The 19055-nt window shown below is 70.0% G+C and carries 16 protein-coding genes; 6 read left to right on the forward strand and 10 right to left on the reverse strand.

Annotated elements, in window-relative coordinates:
• On the reverse strand, positions 1 to 1167 hold a 1167-nt coding region (locus HYZ11_10440), incomplete at its 3' end, for a thiamine pyrophosphate-binding protein (protein ID MBI3128010.1).
• Between the two features lie 266 nt (positions 1168 to 1433).
• Here HYZ11_10440 and HYZ11_10445 point away from each other — a divergent pair.
• From HYZ11_10445 to HYZ11_10460, 4 genes are all read left to right on the forward strand, one after another.
• Positions 1434 to 2852, forward strand: a complete 1419-nt coding sequence (locus HYZ11_10445; protein ID MBI3128011.1) for a class I SAM-dependent RNA methyltransferase — start codon at positions 1434 to 1436, stop codon at positions 2850 to 2852.
• A 1-nt stretch (position 2853) separates the two neighbouring features.
• Positions 2854 to 3471, forward strand: a complete 618-nt coding sequence (gene lexA / locus HYZ11_10450; protein ID MBI3128012.1) for a transcriptional repressor LexA — start codon at positions 2854 to 2856, stop codon at positions 3469 to 3471.
• Between the two features lie 33 nt (positions 3472 to 3504).
• Positions 3505 to 4758: a DNA polymerase IV gene (dinB, locus tag HYZ11_10455; GenBank protein MBI3128013.1), complete on the forward strand. Its 1254-nt coding sequence runs from the start codon at positions 3505 to 3507 to the stop codon at positions 4756 to 4758.
• A 143-nt stretch (positions 4759 to 4901) separates the two neighbouring features.
• Positions 4902 to 5672: an RES family NAD+ phosphorylase gene (locus tag HYZ11_10460; protein MBI3128014.1), complete on the forward strand. Its 771-nt coding sequence runs from the start codon at positions 4902 to 4904 to the stop codon at positions 5670 to 5672.
• Positions 5673 to 5899: 227 nt separating this feature from the next.
• Here HYZ11_10460 and HYZ11_10465 read toward each other — a convergent pair whose 3' ends face one another.
• A complete protein-coding gene (locus HYZ11_10465; protein MBI3128015.1) occupies positions 5900 to 7027 on the reverse strand; it encodes a fructose 1,6-bisphosphatase in 1128 nt (375 codons plus the stop codon).
• Positions 7028 to 7798: 771 nt separating this feature from the next.
• Complete coding sequence (locus HYZ11_10470) at positions 7799 to 8701, reverse strand: DMT family transporter (GenBank protein MBI3128016.1); 903 nt, start codon at positions 8699 to 8701, stop codon at positions 7799 to 7801.
• A gap of 216 nt (positions 8702 to 8917) precedes the next feature.
• Between HYZ11_10470 and HYZ11_10475 the strand changes: the two genes are divergently transcribed.
• Positions 8918 to 9259, forward strand: coding sequence for a nucleotidyltransferase domain-containing protein (locus HYZ11_10475; GenBank protein MBI3128017.1), 342 nt, complete (start codon positions 8918 to 8920; stop codon positions 9257 to 9259).
• A gap of 297 nt (positions 9260 to 9556) precedes the next feature.
• Here the strand turns inward: HYZ11_10475 and HYZ11_10480 are convergent, their stop codons facing one another.
• Positions 9557 to 10717, reverse strand: coding sequence for a hypothetical protein (locus tag HYZ11_10480; protein MBI3128018.1), 1161 nt, complete (start codon positions 10715 to 10717; stop codon positions 9557 to 9559).
• Between the two features lie 6 nt (positions 10718 to 10723).
• Positions 10724 to 13579 carry an excinuclease ABC subunit UvrA gene (gene uvrA / locus HYZ11_10485; protein ID MBI3128019.1) on the reverse strand — a complete coding sequence of 952 codons (2856 nt, stop codon included), beginning with the start codon at positions 13577 to 13579 and terminating at the stop codon, positions 10724 to 10726.
• A gap of 142 nt (positions 13580 to 13721) precedes the next feature.
• On the opposite strand from uvrA, the gene HYZ11_10490 reads away from it, so the two are divergent.
• Complete coding sequence (locus HYZ11_10490) at positions 13722 to 14195, forward strand: hypothetical protein (protein ID MBI3128020.1); 474 nt, start codon at positions 13722 to 13724, stop codon at positions 14193 to 14195.
• Between the two features lie 4 nt (positions 14196 to 14199).
• On the opposite strand, the gene HYZ11_10495 is transcribed toward HYZ11_10490, so the two are convergent.
• From HYZ11_10495 to HYZ11_10515, 5 genes are read right to left on the reverse strand one after another with little or no spacing between them, the layout of a single operon-like run.
• Complete coding sequence (locus HYZ11_10495; GenBank protein MBI3128021.1) at positions 14200 to 14991, reverse strand: SDR family oxidoreductase; 792 nt, start codon at positions 14989 to 14991, stop codon at positions 14200 to 14202.
• A gap of 10 nt (positions 14992 to 15001) precedes the next feature.
• Complete coding sequence (locus HYZ11_10500) at positions 15002 to 15418, reverse strand: CBS domain-containing protein (GenBank protein MBI3128022.1); 417 nt, start codon at positions 15416 to 15418, stop codon at positions 15002 to 15004.
• 21 nt (positions 15419 to 15439) lie between these two features.
• The gene (locus HYZ11_10505) at positions 15440 to 16288 is read right to left on the reverse strand and encodes a phosphodiester glycosidase family protein (protein ID MBI3128023.1); all 849 of its coding nucleotides are present in this window, start codon (positions 16286 to 16288) and stop codon (positions 15440 to 15442) included.
• A 24-nt stretch (positions 16289 to 16312) separates the two neighbouring features.
• Positions 16313 to 17926: a gamma-glutamyltransferase gene (gene ggt / locus HYZ11_10510; protein MBI3128024.1), complete on the reverse strand. Its 1614-nt coding sequence runs from the start codon at positions 17924 to 17926 to the stop codon at positions 16313 to 16315.
• 50 nt (positions 17927 to 17976) lie between these two features.
• A complete protein-coding gene (locus tag HYZ11_10515; GenBank protein MBI3128025.1) occupies positions 17977 to 19044 on the reverse strand; it encodes an NDP-sugar synthase in 1068 nt (355 codons plus the stop codon).
• Positions 19045 to 19055 lie beyond the last annotated feature (11 nt).

Below are 19055 nucleotides of genomic sequence, written 5' to 3' on the forward strand. Positions count from 1 at the left end.
CCCGGCGTCGATGGTGAGGATGGCGTCCCGGGGCAGCACCCGGGCGAGGGCGGCCTGGGCGCGGCGCGGGTCGATGGGCCTGCCGCCATACTCGAGGGCCGCCTCGCGGTGGCGCTCCTGGGCGGCGCGCACCCCGGCCGCTCTTTCGCGCCAGGCGGGGCGGCTTCTCTTTTCCACGGCGCGCAGGAGGCCCTGGAGGACGAGCCCGGCGTCGGCGGCGAGGCCCACGTCGGCCCGGTAGGCCCGGCCGATTGAGCGGGGGTCGAGGGCGGCGTGGATGAGCTTGGCGCCCCCCGGGAGAAAGCCGGGCTTCAAGAAGCTCGTGGTGTGGGCGAGGCGGGTGCCCACGGCGAGCACCACGTCGGCCGCCTCGAAGAGGGCGCGCGCCTCGGGGAGGGTGCCCCGCCCGATGGAGCCGAGGTGCAGCGGGTGCTCCGCGCTCATCACGTCGTCGCGGCCGGTCGAGGTCATGACGGGGGCGGAGAGTGCCTCGGCGAGCTTGGCCAGATCACCGGAAGCGCCGGACCACAGCACGCCCCCGCCCGCCACGATGAGGGGCCGCTCGGCCCGCTTCAGGAGATCGGCGGCGGCGGCCAGGGCCTCGGGGTCGGGGGCGGGCCGGGGGGGACGGGGGGCGCCGCCGAGCGTGGGGGCGGGGGAAGCCTCGTTCATCACGTCGCGCGGGAGGTCCAGGTGCACCGGGCCCGGCACCCCGGTGACGGCGGCATGGTAGGCCTCGCGGACGGCGTCGGCGGCGCGCTCGGGCTTGCGCACCTGGACGGACCACTTCACCACGGGCTTGAAGAGGGCGATCTGATCGATCTCCTGGGCGGACTCCCGGAAGGTGTCCTTCATCATGGGCGCCCCGGTGATGACGAGGACGGGGCTCTGGGCCATCCAGGCGTTGGCGACCCCGGTCAGGAGGTTGGTGGCGCCGGGGCCGTTCGTGGCCATGCAGACCCCGGGCCGGCCGGTCAGGCGCCCGTAGGCGTCGGCCATGAGGGCGGCGCTCTGCTCGTGGCGCACGGTGAGGAAGTGGAGGTCCTCGCGGCCGTACATGCCGTCCAGGATCTCGATCATGCATGAGCCGGCCATGCCGACGACGTTCCGGCAGCCGAGCTGCGCCAGCGCCTCCGCCACGGCGTGGCCCGCGGTCATGGTGGCCATCCGCCTCCTCCTCTCTGAAGGCCGAATCCTGCTGAAACGGCCGGAATCCGGCTCCGGGCGGGGCCCTCGGCCGCGATGGGTTCCGCTGCGGGATGAGGGGTGAATGTAGAACCCGCAAGGCGGGGGTGTCAAAACCCCGGCCTTTTCAGGCGTTGTGGATCACCTGAGGAAAAAATCAGTGAAAATCCGGGCTTGCAAAAAAATTCGATTTTTGTTTGTATTATAGATGTGTTTTCTTCGTAGACACTTCGGGGGGTTCGCTGGGCATGCTGGCCGCGGCCGGGCGCTCGGAAGCGCTGGATATTCAAGCCACTGCGCGCGTGGAGAGCATCGCCGCGGGCGGGGCCGGGGTGGTGCGCCTGGACCGGCGCGTGGTGTTCGTCCCCCGCGCCGTGCCCGGGGACCGGGTGCGCTTCAGGGTTATATCGGACAGGGGAAAGTTCCTCCTGGGCGAGCTCGAGGCGGTGGAGGAGGCGAGCCCTCACCGGCGCGAGCCTCCCTGCCCCCATTGGGAGGGCTGCGGCGGCTGCCCCCTCCAGATGGCGGCGCCCGAGGCCCAGCTCGAGGCCAAGCGGCGCATCTTCCTCGATGCCCTCCAGCGCATCGGAAAGCTGGAATTGCCCGTCCCCTTGCGGGAAATCCTGCCCGGGGGCCCCGAGTTCCACTACCGCGCCCGGGCGCGCTTCCAGGTGCGCGGGGAGGAGATCGGTTTCTTCGCCCCGGGCACCCGGCGCCTCCAGCCCATCGAGGACTGCCTCCTCGTCGAGCGGCCGGTGGCCCGGGCGCTGGCCGGGGTGCGGCGCTTCCTCAAGGCCGAGCCCGGGGCGCGGCGGGTGGATGCCGTTGAAATTACGTCCCTTGGGCCGGACCCGGAGGAAGGGGCGGGACTTCAGGTCTTTCCCCCCGGAAGCCGAGAAGGCTTTCCCGCGCGGGATTTGCCTCGGGCCGTCCGTTCGCTTTGGGTTACTTTCGCACGAGACTCCGGTTTTCGGTTAAACTTCTGGGGAGAACGAAAGCCGGGGGAGCCTCCGGCCTGGACCGCGCGCCACCTCCCCGAGCCGGACGCCGCCTGCGTCCTGCGGATCTCGCCGGAGTCCTTCCTCCAGCCCAGCCGCGCCGCCAATCAGGCCCTCGTGAAAACCCTACTGGATGAAGCCCGGGTCCGGCCCGGCGGCAGGCTCGTCGATCTGTTCTGCGGGGCGGGGAACCTCACCCTGCCCTTCGCCCGCCGGGGCGTGCGCGCGGTGGGGGTGGAGAGCAACCCCTTCGCGGTGCAGGACGCCATCGCCAGCGCGCGGGACAACGCGCGGGAGGCGGCGGGCGGCGCGCCGCCCCTCTTCCTGCTCCGCGAGGCGGGGCGGGCGGAGGCCGGCGAGATCCGCGGCGCCCTCGGCGGCGGCCCCGAGGTACTCCTGCTCGATCCCCCGCGCAAGGGGGCGCTCGAGGCCGTCCCGCTCATCCTCGCCCTCGAGCCCCGCCAGATTCTCTACGTCTCCTGCAACCCCGCGACCTTCGCCCGGGACGCCCGCGCCCTCCACGAGGGAGGCTACCGCATCGACGGCGCCCACATCGTCCCCATGTTCCCCAACACCGCCCACGTCGAAACCTTGACCTCATGGTCGCGCGCCCCAGGGGCCGCGCCGGAGGGAGAAGATTCCAGTTGGCCGCCATCGGAGGGTTGTTGAGATGTTCCTGACCCGCAGGCAGCGCGAGATCTACGAGTTCATCCGGGAATTCATCCAGGTCAAAGGCTACGCGCCGAGCATCGCCGAGATCGGCCAGAACTTCCGGCTGACCTCCCCCGCCACCGTCCACAAGCATCTCCAGAACCTGGCGCAGAAGGGCCTCATCAAGCGGAGCTGGAACCGCAGCCGGGCCATCGAGATGGTCTCGGGCGCGGACACCGTGGGGGCCGAGGCCGCCTACGCCTCGGGCGCCATCCCGCTCAAGGGCCTCATCGCCGCGGGCGCCCCGCTCGAGGCCGTCGAGGACAACGAGACCATCCCCCTCCCCTGGACGCCGGGCAAGAACAACCTCTACGCCCTGAAGGTCAAGGGGACCTCGATGATCGAGGACCACATCCAGGAGGGCGACTACGTCATCGTCGAGCAGCGCGAGACGGCCCAGAACGGCGAAACCGTCGTGGCGCTGCTGAACGGCGAGAGCGCCACCCTCAAGCGCTTCTACCGCGAGGCGGACCACATCCGCCTCCAGCCGGCCAACGCGACGATGGAGCCCATCCGGGTGAAGGACTCGGACCTCCGCATCCAGGGCGTCGTGGTGGGGGTGCTGAGGAAGTACTAGCCGGAAGGCCCCCTCTCCGGAAAGGCCGGGGCCATGGATGAGACGAGCGGAAGCGCCGGGGAAGCCCCCCGCCCGCGGGAGCCCTCCCCCCGCCTCATCGCCCACGTGGACATGGACGCCTTCTTCGTGGCGGTGGAGCGGCGGGACGACCCCTCCCTCCTCGGCAAGCCCGTGCTGGTGGGCGGCGTGGGGGGGCGCGGGGTGGTGGCCGCCGCCTCCTACGAGGCCCGCAGGTTCGGCGTCCGCTCCGCCATGCCCATGGCCCAGGCGCGCCGCCTGTGCCCGGGCGCCCTCGTCCTCCCCGGCCGGCACGCCCGCTACTCCGCCGTCTCCCATGAAGTGATGGAGGCGCTGCGGGGCTTCACCCCCGTCCTCGAGATCGTCTCGGTGGACGAGGCCTACCTCGACCTCACCGGCACCGCCCGCCTGCACGGCCCGCCCTTCCTGGCGGCGGCCCGCATCCGCCGGGCCGTCCTGGACGCCACCGGCTGCCCGGCCTCGATCGGGGTGGCCTCGAACCGCATGATGTCCAAGGTGGCCTCTGAGCTCGCGAAGCCCGCGGGGGTCCTGGCCGTCCTCCCCGGGCGGGAGGCGGCCCTCCTCGCCCCCCTCAGGGTGGAGACCCTCCCCGGGGTGGGGCAGGTGACGGCCGCCCGGCTCAAGGGCTTCGGGGTGCGTACGGTGGCGGACCTGGCCGCTCTCCCCCTCTCCTTCCTCGAGGACCACTTCAAGAGCGCCGGGAGCTGGCTCCACCGGATGGCCCGGGGCGGGGACGACGCCCCCCTCGTCACCGAGAGCGCCCCCAAGAGCATCGGCCGGGAGACCACCTTCCGGGAGGACATCGGGGACCCCGCCCGGCTCGAGGCGGCCCTCTCGGAGCTGGCCGAGCAGGCCGCGGCGCGCGCCCGCAAGAAAGGCCTCTGCGGCCGGGGCGTGACCCTCAAGATCCGCTTCGCCGACTTCACCACACACACCCGCGCCTGCGTCCTCGATCCCCCCTCCAACCTGGACCGGGACGTGACGCGCGCCGCCCTGCGCCTCCTGCGCGGGGCGCTGGAGTCGCTCTCCCTCGGGCGGCGGGTGCGCCTCGTGGGGGCCTACCTCACCGGCCTCGAGCCGGCGGGCCTCCAGCCCTCCCTGCTGCCCGAGGCGTCGCGCGAGCGCGAGGAGCGCCTGACCGAGAGCGTGGACGCCGTCCGCGCCCGCTTCGGCTTCGGCGCCCTCGTGACGCATAAGGCGATCGAGGGGATGGAGAGGGAGGATTCTCGCCCTCGCAAAGGACGATAACCCTGTTAGACTTTTCTCGCGGTTCGGGAGCGCGGAGAAACAGAACGCTGGGGGGATAGGATGGATGAAAGAAGATTCATGTGCCGTTTTGTCGCGTTCGTCCGTGAGAAACTTTTTCCTTCTTGATCTCTGGAGGAAAATCGATGCCAAAATCTAAGTCTCTCCGGGGATTTTGGGAATTTGAACGCTTGATTTCGCACCAAACTCGATATGTGCATGGATCTGAAGTTAAAGAATTCCTCGATTGGATTTTGCGTACGAGCAAGAACCGCATTGAACTCCTTCCACAGCACAATAAACCCTGGCGAGCACGTCTCGGATATGATGATGACGGCGATCATCTAATTGGTCTTTCGCCAAAGGAGATGAAGCCACTCGCCAATCGAGCAAAGGAGGGGCGTGCTAATCCAAAAGGAATTCCTTGCCTTTATCTTTCCACCGATCGAGACACCGCCATGGCGGAAATTCGCCCCTGGCTTGACTCACTCATTTCGGTGGCTCAGTTTACAACGCTTCGAGAGTTGCAAATCATAAACTGCACATTACACAAAGAGAACAAGCGCCCTTGGACTATTGGCATGAAGGACAAACTCACTCCGGAGGAACGCGAAGAGGTACTCTGGTGGGATATTGATAAAGCATTTTCTCGCCCGGTAACCTTGAGCGACGATACCGCCGATTACGTTCCCAGTCAGATCATCGCCGACCTTTTTAGGGTCAATGGGTACGACGGGATTGCCTACAGAAGTTCTCTGGGCGAAGGACACAACATCGCGTTGTTTGATTTGAATTCAGCCGAACTGATCAATTGCCAGGTATTTGAACTGAAAAGTCTCTCTCATGAATTCCGAGAGAGAAATAATCCCTATTTCGTCAAAGTACATCCCCAAAAAAAGGCAACTAGGAAACGTTGACACCCCCGTGCTTTGATTTTTATTTCCCGCTTTCTGTTACCCGCCACTTCCAGTCTCATGACAACTCCCGCGTTATCTACTCGACGTAGCGCAGCACGTCCTCCTTCCGGAAGTGCAGGCTCCTGAGCGACGGGAAGTCCTCTGGGAAGAGCACCCCCGCAAAAAAGCGCCCCGCCCCGGGGATGAAGGATGAAGGGGGACGGGGCGCCGGATGAACCGGGGCGCGCTCAGCCGGCCATCGCGGGCTCCCGCCCGCTGCGGCGGATGAGGAAGCGGGCGTCCAGCGCCCGCAGCTTCTCCACCACCCCGGTGTACTCGAGCTCCGACATCGGCAGCATGGCGGCGCCGAAGAAGCCCTGCCGCCGCATCTCCATCGCCTTCTCGGAGACGCGGCCGCGCACCGTGTCCCAGAAGGGGTGGGCGAAGGTGTCCATCGGCTCGGTGAGCTTGCCCCCGTGCATGGCGAAGGCGGCGCAGCTCACGAGGGGCGGGCCGTCGAAGTAGCTCGTGGGGGTGTTCAGGGTGACGGGCATGAGGGGCATGTTGTGGGAGCCCCGCATGCCCCCCGCCACAAAGTGGCCGATGTGGAAGGGGGCGAGCACCTCGCCCGTGGCGGGGAAGCTCATCTGGGTGCGCACGAGCATGACCGGGTCGTCCTTGCCGGTGTAGGTGCCCGCGATGTTGTGGAGGCGCGAGGTGGCCACGGCGGCGGCCTGTTCGCCCGTGGCCCGCGCCCAGACGGACTCGACCACGAAGCGCTCGGGGTCCCGCAGCAGGGCGGCGATGTCGTAGATGTCCTCGGGGGCGTTCAGCTCGATGACCCGGTCGCCCTCGACGCAGTTCACGTCCATGATCACGAAGCGGAAGCCCTTGCTCATCTTGGGCGAGAGCATGAGGCCCGGGGTGTTCATCACGTCGGCGAAGGCGAGGAAGAGGGGGAGGTTGTAGGCCCCGGGGTCGGTCTTGTCGGCCGCGAAGAAGAGGAAAGGCTCGTTCGGGCGCTCCTCGAACTCCATCTCGGCGACGGCGGGCCCCAGGCCCTTCACGTTGCCCGAGAAGGCGTCCTTCAGCAGGTCCTGCCCCGCCCCGTAGAGCCCCTGCTCCTTGGCCACCACCGTCCCCCGCTCGAAGGCCTCCCAGGCCAGGCGGTGGACGGCCTCGTCGTTCTCCCCGCGCGCGTGGGCCATGAGGATGGAGATGTCGTCCCCGTTGAAGGCGACGTAGCTGTCGAGGAGGAGGCCCTTCCCCGCCCGGGCGACGTGGGCCCGGACGGCCTCCATGAGGCGGCTCGAGGGGGCGATGTGGCCGCCCACCGAGCCGATGTCGGCCTTGATGACGCTGAGGGTGATTTTCATCGGGCGCTCCTTGAAGGGCCGGGGAGGGGAATCCCCGGGAGGCTGGATGGGGAGGCGGGCGCACCGCGCCGTCGTGCGCTCACGATGCAAGCGGCGTTCCCGTCCATGCCAACGCCGGATGGGAAAACGGATTCTCGCTGGGCAAGATTTTCGGAGCGGTCTTTCGGATGCCCGAATCCGCTGGCGGGGCGCGGTCCCCCGGGGCCGGGCCGATGGGCGGCCGGAAAACCCGGCCCGAGGCCATTCCGCCCCCTTCCCCGGACGCTCCGGGGCGGATTGCGCGGCGGCCAAACCGGACCCGTGGCAATCCGCCACGCTGAAAAGATCCACAAACCTCCGGCGGAAGGACGAAGGTGCGCGAAATTGGGCGAAATTGCGGTAGCGGGCGGCGCGGCGGCAGGGGGTATGTTCGAGCGGGGGCGCGGGTCCGGTTCCCCCCTCTCCCTCCGGGAGAGGGCAGGGTGAGGGGATGCCGCCGGCGGGACGGCCCTCACCCCAACCCTCTCCCAACGGGAGAGGGAGAAAATCCCGCCCTACAGATCGGGAGGAGACGGCACGACATGAAAACCCGTCGCGGGAAGTCTCGCGAATTGATGGGAATTGATGGGAAAAGCAACCAAAACGAAAAAGGAGGCCCGTCACGCGAAGTAACGGGAAATAACGGCGGAACAAACCCTGCGGCCGGCCGCCGGCAGGGCGACTGCCGCGGATAGTCGCGGATATTGATGGATAAAGATCCCATGAATCACGGGGGCGCAAAAAAAGGGGCGCCTAGAGCACCACCGTCAGTGTCCCCGAGACGGTCATGGCGGCCCCCAGCAGAAGGCGCCAGTTCACGTTCTCGGCCTCCCGGAGGAAGAGGCGGGCGAGGAGGATGACGAGGAGGGGCTGCATGGAGGTGATCGAGGAGACGTTCACGGCCAGGGTGTGGTTCATGGCCAGGCTGTAGGAGGGGATGGCCACGGTCTGGCACACGGCGGCCAGGAAGACCCACCGCCAGTTGCCCGGGGGGATCCGCGAGGGCGAGAGGCCCGGCTCGAACCTCCAGGCGATGAGCCAGGCCATGGGCGCCCCCAGCCAGATGGCCATGGCGGCCACGGCCATGGGGGGCATGTCCTTTCCCGCCGCCTTCATCATCACGCCGGTGGAGCTCCAGATGAAGGTCGTGGCGATGGCGGAGAGGTAGCCCACGAGCAGGTCGCGCCGGGAGGCCGGGCCCGCGTGCGCGGGGGACTGCCCCGCCCGCACCACGGTGGTGACGCCGGCGACGAAGAGGGCCAGGCCGGTGAAGATGCGCGGGGAGAGGGGCTCCCCCAGGAACAGGGCGGCGAGCAGGCCCGTGACGACCGGGGTGCTGGCCGCGATGGGGACGGAGCGGCTGGGGCCGATCCGCCGGATGGCGAAGTAGTAGGTGAGCCGGGAGAGCGCGATCATGAAGAAGGCGATGAGGGCGAGGAGGAGGTAGGTCCCGGGGCGCGAGGGCCGGAAGGCCGAGGCGGGCAGCAGCAGCCACGCGGCCGGCAGCACCAGGATGGCGTTGCACAGCGTGGTCGTGGCGGTGGTCTGGAGGAGGGGGGCGTCCTTCAGGGCCGCCCGGATGAAGAAGGAGAGGCACGACCACGCCGCCAGGGCGGAGGCGGCGAACATGAGGCCGAGGGCGTGCGTCGAATCCATCAGGCGGCTCTCGCTCGATTCCGGCCGTTCGTTCCGGCGTCATTGGAAGCCAGGTGGGGCCTCCAGTATGTACCATCCCCGCCGTTGCGCGGCCAGCGCGGGAGGACTCATCCGCCTTCCATCGCGCCCGGGCATGGACGGCGAATTTTGAAACCGTTCCAAAACAAAAGGGATGCAGGTACAATTTCGAATCGAGGATAGAAAGGGAGCGCCACGATGTCCAGGCATTTCAACGGCGAGAAAGCCATCGCTCAAGCCGCGGATGCGATTGTCCGGCAAGCCGACCCGGAGCGGATTTACCTGTTCGGTTCCCGGGCGCGGGGAGAGGCCACCGCCGAGTCCGACGTGGACTTGCTGGTCGTGGAACGCGAGCCCTTCGGTCCGCGCCGCAGCCGCCTCCAGGAGATCAACAGCCTCTACAGAGCGATTTCTCCCTACCGCATCGCAGCGGACATCCTCGTGTTCAGCAGCGAAGAGTTCGCCCGGTGGCGGAACTCCATCAACCACGTGGTCGGCCGCTGCGAGCGCGAGGGGAAGCTCCTCTATGCGCGACCTTAAAGAAACAGAATCGCCCGTAGGAGCACCCTAGTGGACTTTCCGCATCGCGAGGATAGCGAGTACAGGGGCTACAAGTACAGAGTCGTTGCCGTCGATCACTATCGAGGCCTCAAACCGAAGCAGTACAAATTCCACGCTACCATTTTCAGGTACCGCCAAGACCCTCATGACCACCGAAGCGAAGAAGCCTTTGACTCCATGGATGAGGCCATGGAAAAGGGGCGGAACTACGTACACCGATGGGTTGATTTGCACCCGCTATCCTGACTTAGGTTTGTCAGGTTCGTAATCGCCCCCTCAGTTCTTCTCCATCGCGCTCAAGGCCTCGGACAGAAACCCCAGGAGCTGGGCCGTCTCGCCGAGCTTCCGGACGGAGAAGGGCGTCTTGGAGGCGTCCACGTGGCCGAGGGCTTCCACGATGAGCAGCCGCACCTTCCTCCCCGGGACCTCCCGGGCCTCCCGCGCCAGGTGGACGCCCGCCGAGAAGGGGACCAGGGGGTCGCCCCGGCCGTGGATGAGGAAAAGCGGGTAGCCGCCCCGCCGCACGACGCCCTCCAGCGACCAGGCCTCGAGCCGCTGGCGCATGGCCGGGGGCTGGCTCCGGTAGATGGCGTCGAAGAGGGCGGCGTCGGTGTTCTCCATGAGGGCGAGGACGCCCCGCCCCTCCTCGGGGAGGCGGGAGACGAGGGAGGCGATGTCCGCCTTCTCGTCCGCCAGCTTGCGCCGGACGATGGCCTCGACCTCCGCCTCGTGGCCGTCCAGGCCGAGGAGGTCGGCGTTGTAGCGGAGGAAGAGCCACTTGCCCGTCCACAGGGGCGGCCCGCCCGGGAAGGCGGGCTCGTGGCCGCGCCCGCTCGTGGTCAGGTGGAGGAGCACCTCCCGCAGGTCGTAGTAGGCTCCGACGGCGATCATGTAGCCGACCCGCCCGGCGACCTCGGGCCGGGCCGCCGCCAGGAAAGCGGGTCCCGCCGAGAAGGAGAGGCCGAAGAGCCCGCAGCGGGGGACGGAGGGGGGTCGGCGGCCGTCCAGCCAGGCGAAGGTGGAGGCGAGCCGGGCCACGTCCCGGACGTCGGGCCGGAAGCGCCGCATGCCCGGAAGATCGGGCGCGGCCACGGCGAAGCCCAGCCGGGCGAGGGAGCGGGCGAAAGCGGCGAGCCGCGCGTCGCGGCGGCCGGCGTCCGTCATCCCGTGCGCGAGGAGGATGCACCCGCGCGGCGGCTCATCGCTCCCGCCGGGGATGTAGAAATCGAGCGGCACGTCCCCCGGGGTCTCCTCCCGCCGCTCGGGCGGAAGGGTCCAGCGGGCGAGCCAGCTCTTCTCTTCCTTCGCGAGGAGCGACTGGGCCAGGAGCAGGGCGTCCAGCGGGTGGCGCAGGGGCGGGTAGAGCGGCCGGAGAAGGGCGGACAGGACCAGCAGGAAGGCGGCCGCGGCGAGCACCCAGAGCCATTTACGGCGCATGGGATCCTACGCCGCGGGATGCTTTTCGAAATAGGCCCGCAGGAAAACTCCCGTGCGGGAGCCCGGGTGCTGGGCCACCTTGGCCGGGGGGCCCTCGGCCACGATCCGGCCGCCCGCGCCCCCGCCCTCGGGCCCCAGGTCCACGATCCAGTCCGCCGCCCGGATGACGTCGAGGTTGTGCTCGATCACCACCACCGTGTTCCCGAGGGCCACCAGCCGCAGGAGCACCTCCAGGAGCCGCTCCACGTCCTGGAAATGGAGGCCGGTCGTGGGCTCGTCCATGAGGTAGAGCACGTCGCGCGGGGGCTTCGAGGCGAGGTGGCCGGCGATCTTGAGCCGCTGGGCCTCCCCGCCCGAGAGGGTGTTCACCGGCTGGCCGATGCGCAGGTAGCCCAGCCCCACGTCCCGGAGCACCAGGAGCCTTGAGACGATGGAGAGAACGTCGTCGAAGAAGAGAGAGGCCTCCTCCACCGTCAGGTTGAGCACCTCGTGGATGTTGAGCCCCTTGTAGCGGACCTCCAGCGCCTGGGGCTTGAAGCGCTTGCCCTCGCAGTCGGCGCAGCGGATGTAGAGATCGGCCATGAAGTGCATCTCGACCTTCTGGAATCCGCTCCCGGCGCAGGACTCGCACCGCCCGCCCGCCGCGTTGAAGGAGAAGTGCCCCGCCCCGTAGCCCAGGCCCCGCGCCGCGGCCGTCTCGGCGAAGAGGCGGCGGACGGAGTCGTAGCCCTTGAGGTAGGTGATGGGGTTGCTGCGCGGGCTCTTCCCGATGGGGCTCTGGTCCAGGAGCACCGCCGCGCTGATCTGCTCGAAGCCGTGGATCTCGCGGAAGCGGCCGATGGGGTCCTTGGCGTCGTGCAGGATGCGGGCGAGCGCCGGGAAGAGCGTGTCGTGGACGAGGGTGCTCTTCCCCGAGCCCGAGACGCCCGTGACGGCGACGAGCTTGCCGAGCGGCACGCGCAGGTCGACGTCCTTCAGGTTGTTCTCGCTCGCCCCGAGGAGGGTGAGCTCCCGGCCGTTCGCGCCCGCCCGCTCCCTCGGCCGCCGGGGGATCACCCGGCGGGCGCCGGTGAGGTACTTGGCGGTCGCCGAGGCGGGGCAGGAGGCCAGTTCCGCGCGCGGCCCGGCGAAGACGATCTCCCCCCCGCGCTCCCCGGCCCCCGGCCCCAGGTCCACGATGTGGTCGGCCTGCTCGATCACGTCGCGGTCGTGCTCGACGACGAGCAGGGTGTTCCCCCGCTCCACCAGCCCCTTGAGAATGTGGATGAGGCGCGCGTTGTCCCGGGGATGGAGGCCGATGGTGGGCTCGTCCAGGATGTAGAGCGTTCCGGTCAGGTGGGCTCCGAGCTGGTTCGCCAGGTTGATCCGCTGGTGCTCCCCCCCGCTCAGGGTGCGGGTCTCCCGGTCGAGGGTGAGGTAGTCGAGCCCCACCTCGTGGAGGAACTCCAGCCGGTCGCGGATCTGCTTGAGGATGTCCCTCGCGCGGCCGTCCTGCTCCGGGGTGAGGGGCGGCGCCTGGAAGTAGGCCCGCAGCCTCTCCACCGGCATGGCGCACAGCCCGGCGATGGTTTCCCCGCCCAGCTTCACCCACGTGGCCTCCGGACGGAGCCGGGCGCCCCCGCACACGGCGCACTGCTGGAGCGTCTGGTAGCGGCGGATGAACACCCGCACCCAGACCTTGTACTTCTTCCGCTTCAGGCGCTCGAAGAAGGGGAACACCCCCAGCAGCGCCTCCGTGCCCTCCAGCACCATGGCCTTCTGCTTCTTGGGGAGGTCTTGCCAGGGGCGGTGGATGTCGAGCCCCTCCCGCTCCGCCGCTTCCTGGAGCTGCTTGCCGAAGTGGCGCCGGTAGCGGGGGCGCGTCCAGGGCTCCACCGCCCCCTGGGCGAGGGTCAGCTTGGGGTTCGGGATGATGAGCGACTCGTCGAGGTTGAGCGTGTTCCCGAAACCCCCGCACTCGGGGCAGGCGCCCTGGGGGTTGTTGAAGCTGAAGGTGAGGGGGGTGGGAGGCTCGAAGCTCCGGCCGCAGCACTCAAGGCGCTGGCTGAAGCGGAGCAGGGGGCCGTCTACCACCTGCACCTCGGCCACGCCCTCCCCCTCGCGGAAGGCGGTTTCGAGAGACTCGCCCAGCCGGGCCCGGTTCTCCTCCGAGAACACGAGCCGGTCGGCCACCACCTGGACGCCGCGCACGAGGGCGCCGGCGGGGGCGGACTTGGGGGGCCGGCCGCGCCCCCGCCTGGGGATGGCGGCGGGCGCCTCCCCGCCCCCCAGGAGACGGGCCGCCAGGGCCGGGAGGGGCGGCGCGATGTCGAGCACCTCCCCCCTCGCCATGAGGCGGATGAAGCCCTGGGCCTGGAGGGCGCCCAGGCGGGGCTCCAGCTCGTCCCTGGGGACGGGGGCCAGGGGAAACAGGACGAAGCCCCGCGCCCCCCCGAATCCCTCCAGGAGAAGGCTCACCGTGCTGTCCACGGTGGCGGGCCGCACCGGCTTGCCGCACTCAGGGCAATGGATCTGCCCCGCCTTGGCGAAGAGGAGCCTGAGGTAGTCGTAGATTTCGGACGCCGTGCCCACCGTCGAGCGCGAGTGCTTGACGGGGTTGTACTGCTCGATGGCGATGGCCGGGCTGATGCCGTCGATGAAGTCCACGTCCGGCTTGTCCACCCGCTCGAGGAACTGGCGCGCGTAGGTGGAGAGGCTCTCCACGTAGCGCCGGTGCCCCTCGGCGTAGATGGTGTCGAAGGCCAGGGAGGATTTGCCCGAGCCGCTCGGGCCGGTCACCACGATGAATCGCTCGCGGGGGAGGCGCAAGGAGATGTTCTTGAGGTTGTGCTCCCGCGCGCCCTCGATGACGATCTCGTCCATTCCGGAAAACCCGCCTCCATCCGTTAGGCGGTCGCCGCGCAAAAAAGACGGCAACACAGCAGTATGATATTCGGGCTGCGGAGTGTCAACGAAGGAGCGTCTTGCTATACTCGAAGGGCCCTGATTCTGAAGGAGATGCCCGATGCGGCGATGGCTGGCGTGGACGGCCGCGGTCCTGCTGGGGGGGTGCGCGGCGCCCTCGACGGAGGTGCTGACCGCGACCCAGCCCCAGGGCGGGCCGGCCATGGTCTTCCAGAAGCCCATCGAGATCGTCTTCCCGGCGGCCGTCCGGGTGGTCAACCTCGGAGGCGAGAAGATCAGCGAGGCCAGCCAGGAGAGGGGACGCATCGTCCTCGCCGGCATCCGGCCCATCGGAGCCATCTTCTTCCAGCGCCTGCCGAACGGGCGCACCCGCGTGGAGCTCTCCCCGGGCCTGGCCCCCGGGTTCCTCGGTGGCCTCTTCACCGGACCCGACGGCTTCTTCACATCGCTGCGGGAGCAGATCGTGGTCTACGAGAAGAAGGACGCCGCCGAGCGGGAGCGGCGGCGCGAGTCCGAGGCGCAGGACAATTCCCCGCCGCCGCTCGAACCCGCCGGAACCCGCGGCGGATACTGAATCACTACAGCCCCCGGATGCGCCCGCCGTCCACGACGACGGTGGTGCCGGAGATATAGCTCCCCTCGGGCGACGCCAGGAAGGCTACCACCCGGCCGAACTCCTCGGGCTCCCCCAGGCGCTTGAGCGGGATGCCCGCCGCCGTCTGCTGGAGGAGCGACTCAACCGTCACGCCCTCCCGCTTCGCCCGGGCCGTCCGCGTCTCCATGACCCGGTCGGTGCGGATGGTTCCGGGCGCCACGACGTTCACCAGGATGTTCTCCGGGGCGAGCTCCCTGGAGAGGGACTTCGACAGGCCAGCGACCGCCGGCCGGAGCACGTTGGACAGCACCATGTCGTCGAGGGGCTCGCGGACCGAGCTCGACCCGAGGAACACGATGCGCCCCCCGCCGCGCCCCTTCATGAAGGGGAGGGCCTCCCGCACCAGGCGGACCGCGCTCATCAGGGTGAGGTCGACGGCGTGCCGCCAATCCTCGTCCGAGAAAAGAGCGAAGCCGCCCCCAGGCGGGCCTCCGGCGTTGCACACCAGCACGTCGATCCCGCCGAAGCGCCGCCCCGCTCCCTGCACGAACCTCTGAACGCCCTCGGCCCCCGCCATGTCGGCCGCGCAGGACCACGCCTCGACCCCGGCCTCCTCGGAAATGGCGCGGGCCGCCTCGGCCGCCTCCTCCTCGCGCCGGCCGCAGATGGCCACGCGGGCGCCCCGCAGGGCGATGGCGCGCGCCGAGGCGCGGCCCAGCCCGCGGCTCGCCGCGGCGACAACGGCCACCTTCCCCTCCATGTCCCTCGGCGGCATTCCCGCCCCTCTATTCCGAGGAGGTTTCGGCGAAGTGGCGCATCACGTCCGTCTCGGTGATGAGCCCCACCAGCTCGCCGTCCTTGTCCACGACGGGCAGGCACCCGATCTTGTCTTCGAGCATCCGCTTGGCCGCGTGGACCACGGACTCGTTCGGGTCGGCGCACCGCACGTTCTTGGTCATCACCTTCGCCACGTCCACCGCCTGGAGGAACTCCTGGGCCTCGCGGCGGGAGTAGTCGCCGAGGGAGGAGAGCCTCGCGCGCAGCAAATCCCGCTGGCTGACGACGCCGACGACGCGGCCCCCCTTCGTGATCGGGATGTGCCGGATGTTCCCGTTCGTCATGATCTCGTCCACCAGGTCCAGCGTCTCGTCCAGGCTGATGGTGACGACGTTGGTGGTCATGATATCGCGCACTCGGGTCATGAATGGCCCCTCTTGGCGGCGCTACCGGCTCTCCCGCCGCGGGATCAAGACGAGAAAGGCGGGCACCGGCCTGCCGGGAACCCCACCCGTGAAACCGCCGGCCTGGACCAGGAGCTGCGAGCTCGATCCGCCGTCCAGGTTCATGGCCTCGGCCACCCCGAGCCCCCCCTGGGCCTCCGGCCGCGCCAGGAACGACTGAAGCTCGCACCAGGAGAGGCCCCGCCCCTCCGTCTCGCTCGCCAGGAGGAGCAGGCGGCCGTCCGGCTCGAAGGCCAGCACCGTCCGCCGCGCCGTCCGCCAGTACTCCCGGTAGCGCTCGATGCCCGGGACGGGGCGCCCCTCCCGCACGAGATAGGGGCCGGCCTGGAACGCCTCCCGCATCCCCTCGGGCTCGAAGGCCTCCCGAGAGGCGATGCCCAGCGCTCCGCCCTCCCGGACGAAGAAGATGGCCCCCAGGTGGAGCGCCTCCCCCCTCCCCCGGAAGAGGATGCGCCGGTTGTACACCTTCCCACCGGAGAGGAAGAAGCCCAGCGGGCGGCCATTCTCGTCGAAATAGCCGGCGTTCACCACGACCGCCGCCCCCGTGAGCCTCGCCACCTCCGCGGCGCTCTCCCCGGCCGGGCCCGCCTTGGGATTCCACCTAAGCTCGGCGCGGAACCGCCCGGGCTCCACCCGCACCGCCGAGAGCCGGGCGATGGAGTCGTCCTCGAAGCGCATCGCGATGCCCCGCGCCTCCAGGCCGGGACGCAGGACGCGCCACCCGCCCTCCCCGGACAGGCGGCCCGTGAAGAGGCAGTCGTCCTCGAAGGCGGCGAAGCCAGGAGTCGCCGCCGCCAGGAGAAGCGGCAGCGCGATCGCCCAGCGTTTCATGGCGCCCCCACCGGACCTCCGGCGCTAGAAACCGGCGGCGCAGCCGTCCCGCCGGTGATCGGACCCCGCCATGTAGACGCCGCCCGGCAGGCGCACGATGCCCTGCCCCCCGCCGAAGCCCTCGTAGCCGCCGGCCCGCTCCACCTCGTGGCCGCGGCGGCGCAGCTCGTCCAGGACGGCGTCCGGCACGCCGCCCTCGACGGCCACCTTCCGCCCGCCCAGCACGCGGAAGCGGGGCGCGTCGAGGGCCTCCTGGATGTCCATCCCGAAGTCCAGCATGTTCGAGAGCACCTGGACGTGGCCCTGCGGCTGCATGTCCCCGCCCATGACCCCGTAGCTCATCCAGGGCTCCCCGCCGCGCATGACGAAGCCGGGGATGATGGTGTGGAAGGGCCGCTTGCCTGGCGCGATGCAGTTGGGGTGCCCTTCCTCCAGGACGAAGCCCCAGCCCCGGTCCTGAAGCACGATGCCCGTCTCCCCTCCCGTGATGCCCGAGCCGAAGTGGGCGAACAGGCTGTTGATGAACGAGCACATGTTGCCCTCGGCGTCGGCCGTGGTGAGGTAGATGGTGTCGCTCCAGCCGTGGGGCGCGCCGGGCGCGGGGTCGCCCGCCCGGCCGGGGTCGATGAGCTTGCGCCGTTCCCTGGCGTAGCCCTTGGACAGGAGGCCCTGGACGGGCACCTCGGCCATCTCCGGGTCGGCGATGTAGCGGCTCCGGTCGGCGAAGGCCAGCTTCATCGCCTCGATCATCAGGTGGAGGTGATCCGCCGAGCCGTAGCTGAACTCGCCGACGGGATCGCCCTGGATCATGTTCAGGCACAGCAGCGCCGCCAGGCCCTGGCCGTTCGGCGGGATCTCGCAGAGCTCGTGGCCGCGGTAGCTCGTGCGGATGGGCTCGACCCAGGCGCAGCGCGTGGCGGCGAAGTCATCGAGCTCGAAGAGGCCTCCCAACTCCTTCGTGTAGCGGACGATCTCCTTCGCGATGGGGCCCTCGTAGAAGACCTCGCGGCCCCCGTCCCCGATCGCCCGCAGGGAGGCCGCGAGCTTGGGGTTGCGGAAGACCTCCCCCGCCCGGGGGGCCCGCCCCGCCGGGAGGTAGAGCTTGGCGGAGTGCGCGCACTTCGCGAGCTTGGCCTCCTGGTTCCGCCAGGCGTTCGCGATGATGGGCGAGAGGGGGTAGCCCTTCTCCGCGTAGTGGATGGCCGGGGCGAGGAGCCGCCTGAGAGGCATCTTGCCGCTTCCGCAGCGCTCGAGCGCCGCGCACCAGCCGTCCACGGCGCCCGGGACGGTGGCCGAGAAGACCCCGACGTCGGGCATCCTCTGGAACCCCGCCTCGCGGTAGCGGGCCAGGGTGGCCGCCCTGGGCGCCCGGCCGCTGCCGTTCAGGCCGAAGAGCTTCCGGTCCCTGGCGCTCCAGTAAAGCATGAACATGTCGCCGCCGGCGCCGGTGGACTGCGGCTCCACCACGTTCAGGGCGGCGGCCGTGGCGATGGCGGCGTCCACCGCGTTCCCGCCGTCCCGGAGGACCTGGAGCCCCGCCCCCGCCGCGAGCGGCTGGCTGGTGGCCACCACCCCGCCCTGCGCGAAGACCGGCGAGCGGCCCACCCGAAGCGAAGCGACCGCGGTGCGTTCCCGCATCCTTTCCTCCTTTGGGCCGCCCAGTGGCGGGGATGCCCCCCGTCCGGGCTTCAATCCTCGATAGGAACCGGCTCCGCCGCCCCCGCCAGGAACACCGACCGGCGGGCCCGCCCGCCCGGCGGGTCCGCCACGGCGCCCGGCCCCACGATGCACGCGTCCAGCCGCGCGCCCGGGGCCACCCGGGCCCCGGGGAACAGCACCGATCCCGACGCGCGCGCTTCCGCTTGCAGGGTAGCATCCCTCATCAGGACCGAGAAAGGCCCGGCGGCCGACCCTCTCTCCAGCCGCGCCCCCGCAGAGATCAGCGCGGGAGGCTCGACCCGCCCCCCGTCCCATCCGCCGCCCGGCCCCGCCGCCAGCACGTGGTCCTCCTCCGGCCACGGGAACTCGGGCACGAAGCGGCCCGAGAGGAGGTCCCCCTGCGCCTCCAGGTAGCGCGCGGGCGTCCCCAAGTCGGCCCAGTAGGCCGAGGAGAGGACAGCCCCGAGCGGGGCGCCCGATTCGAGGAGGGGAGGATAGATTTCTTCGGAGATCCCGCAGGGGCGCCCCGCGGGGATATGGTCCAGGAGGGCCGGGGAGAGGACGCTCAGGCCGGTGAACATCCCCTCCGTGACCCGGCCGTCCGGGGCGCCGGGGGCCTCGGCCCGCAGGAAGCGGCGGAGGCGGCCGGCCCCATCCGCCGCGAGCAGCCCGTAGCGGGCGGCGTCGGGGGAGGGCCGGAGGATGAGGGTGGCGAGGAAGCCGCCCCGCTCATGCCGGGCCAGGGCCTCTTCGAGATCGGCCCCGCATGGGGCGTCGGCGTTCAGGACGAAGAAGGGGGCTCCCGTCTCCCACAGGAAGCCCTCCGCGTTCTTGAGGCCCCCCGCCGTCCCCAGGATCTCGGGCTCGAAAAAATAGCGCGCCTCGAGGCCCAGGGGGCGCTCCCCCACCGCGGCCCGGATGGCCTCGGCCCCGTGGTGGAGGTTGATCCCCACCTCGCGGACCCCCGCCCGCTTGAGCTTGTGCAGCGCGAACCGGATGAGGGGGGTCCCCCCCAGCGGCCAGAGGGGCTTGGGGACGAGCTTCCCCAGGGGGCCCAGCCGGACGCCTCGCCCCGCCGCCAGGATGAACCCGCGCACTCCGCCCCGCC

The sequence above is a fragment of the Candidatus Tectomicrobia bacterium genome (assembly GCA_016192135.1).
Taxonomy (GTDB): domain Bacteria; phylum UBA8248; class UBA8248; order UBA8248; family UBA8248; genus 2-12-FULL-69-37.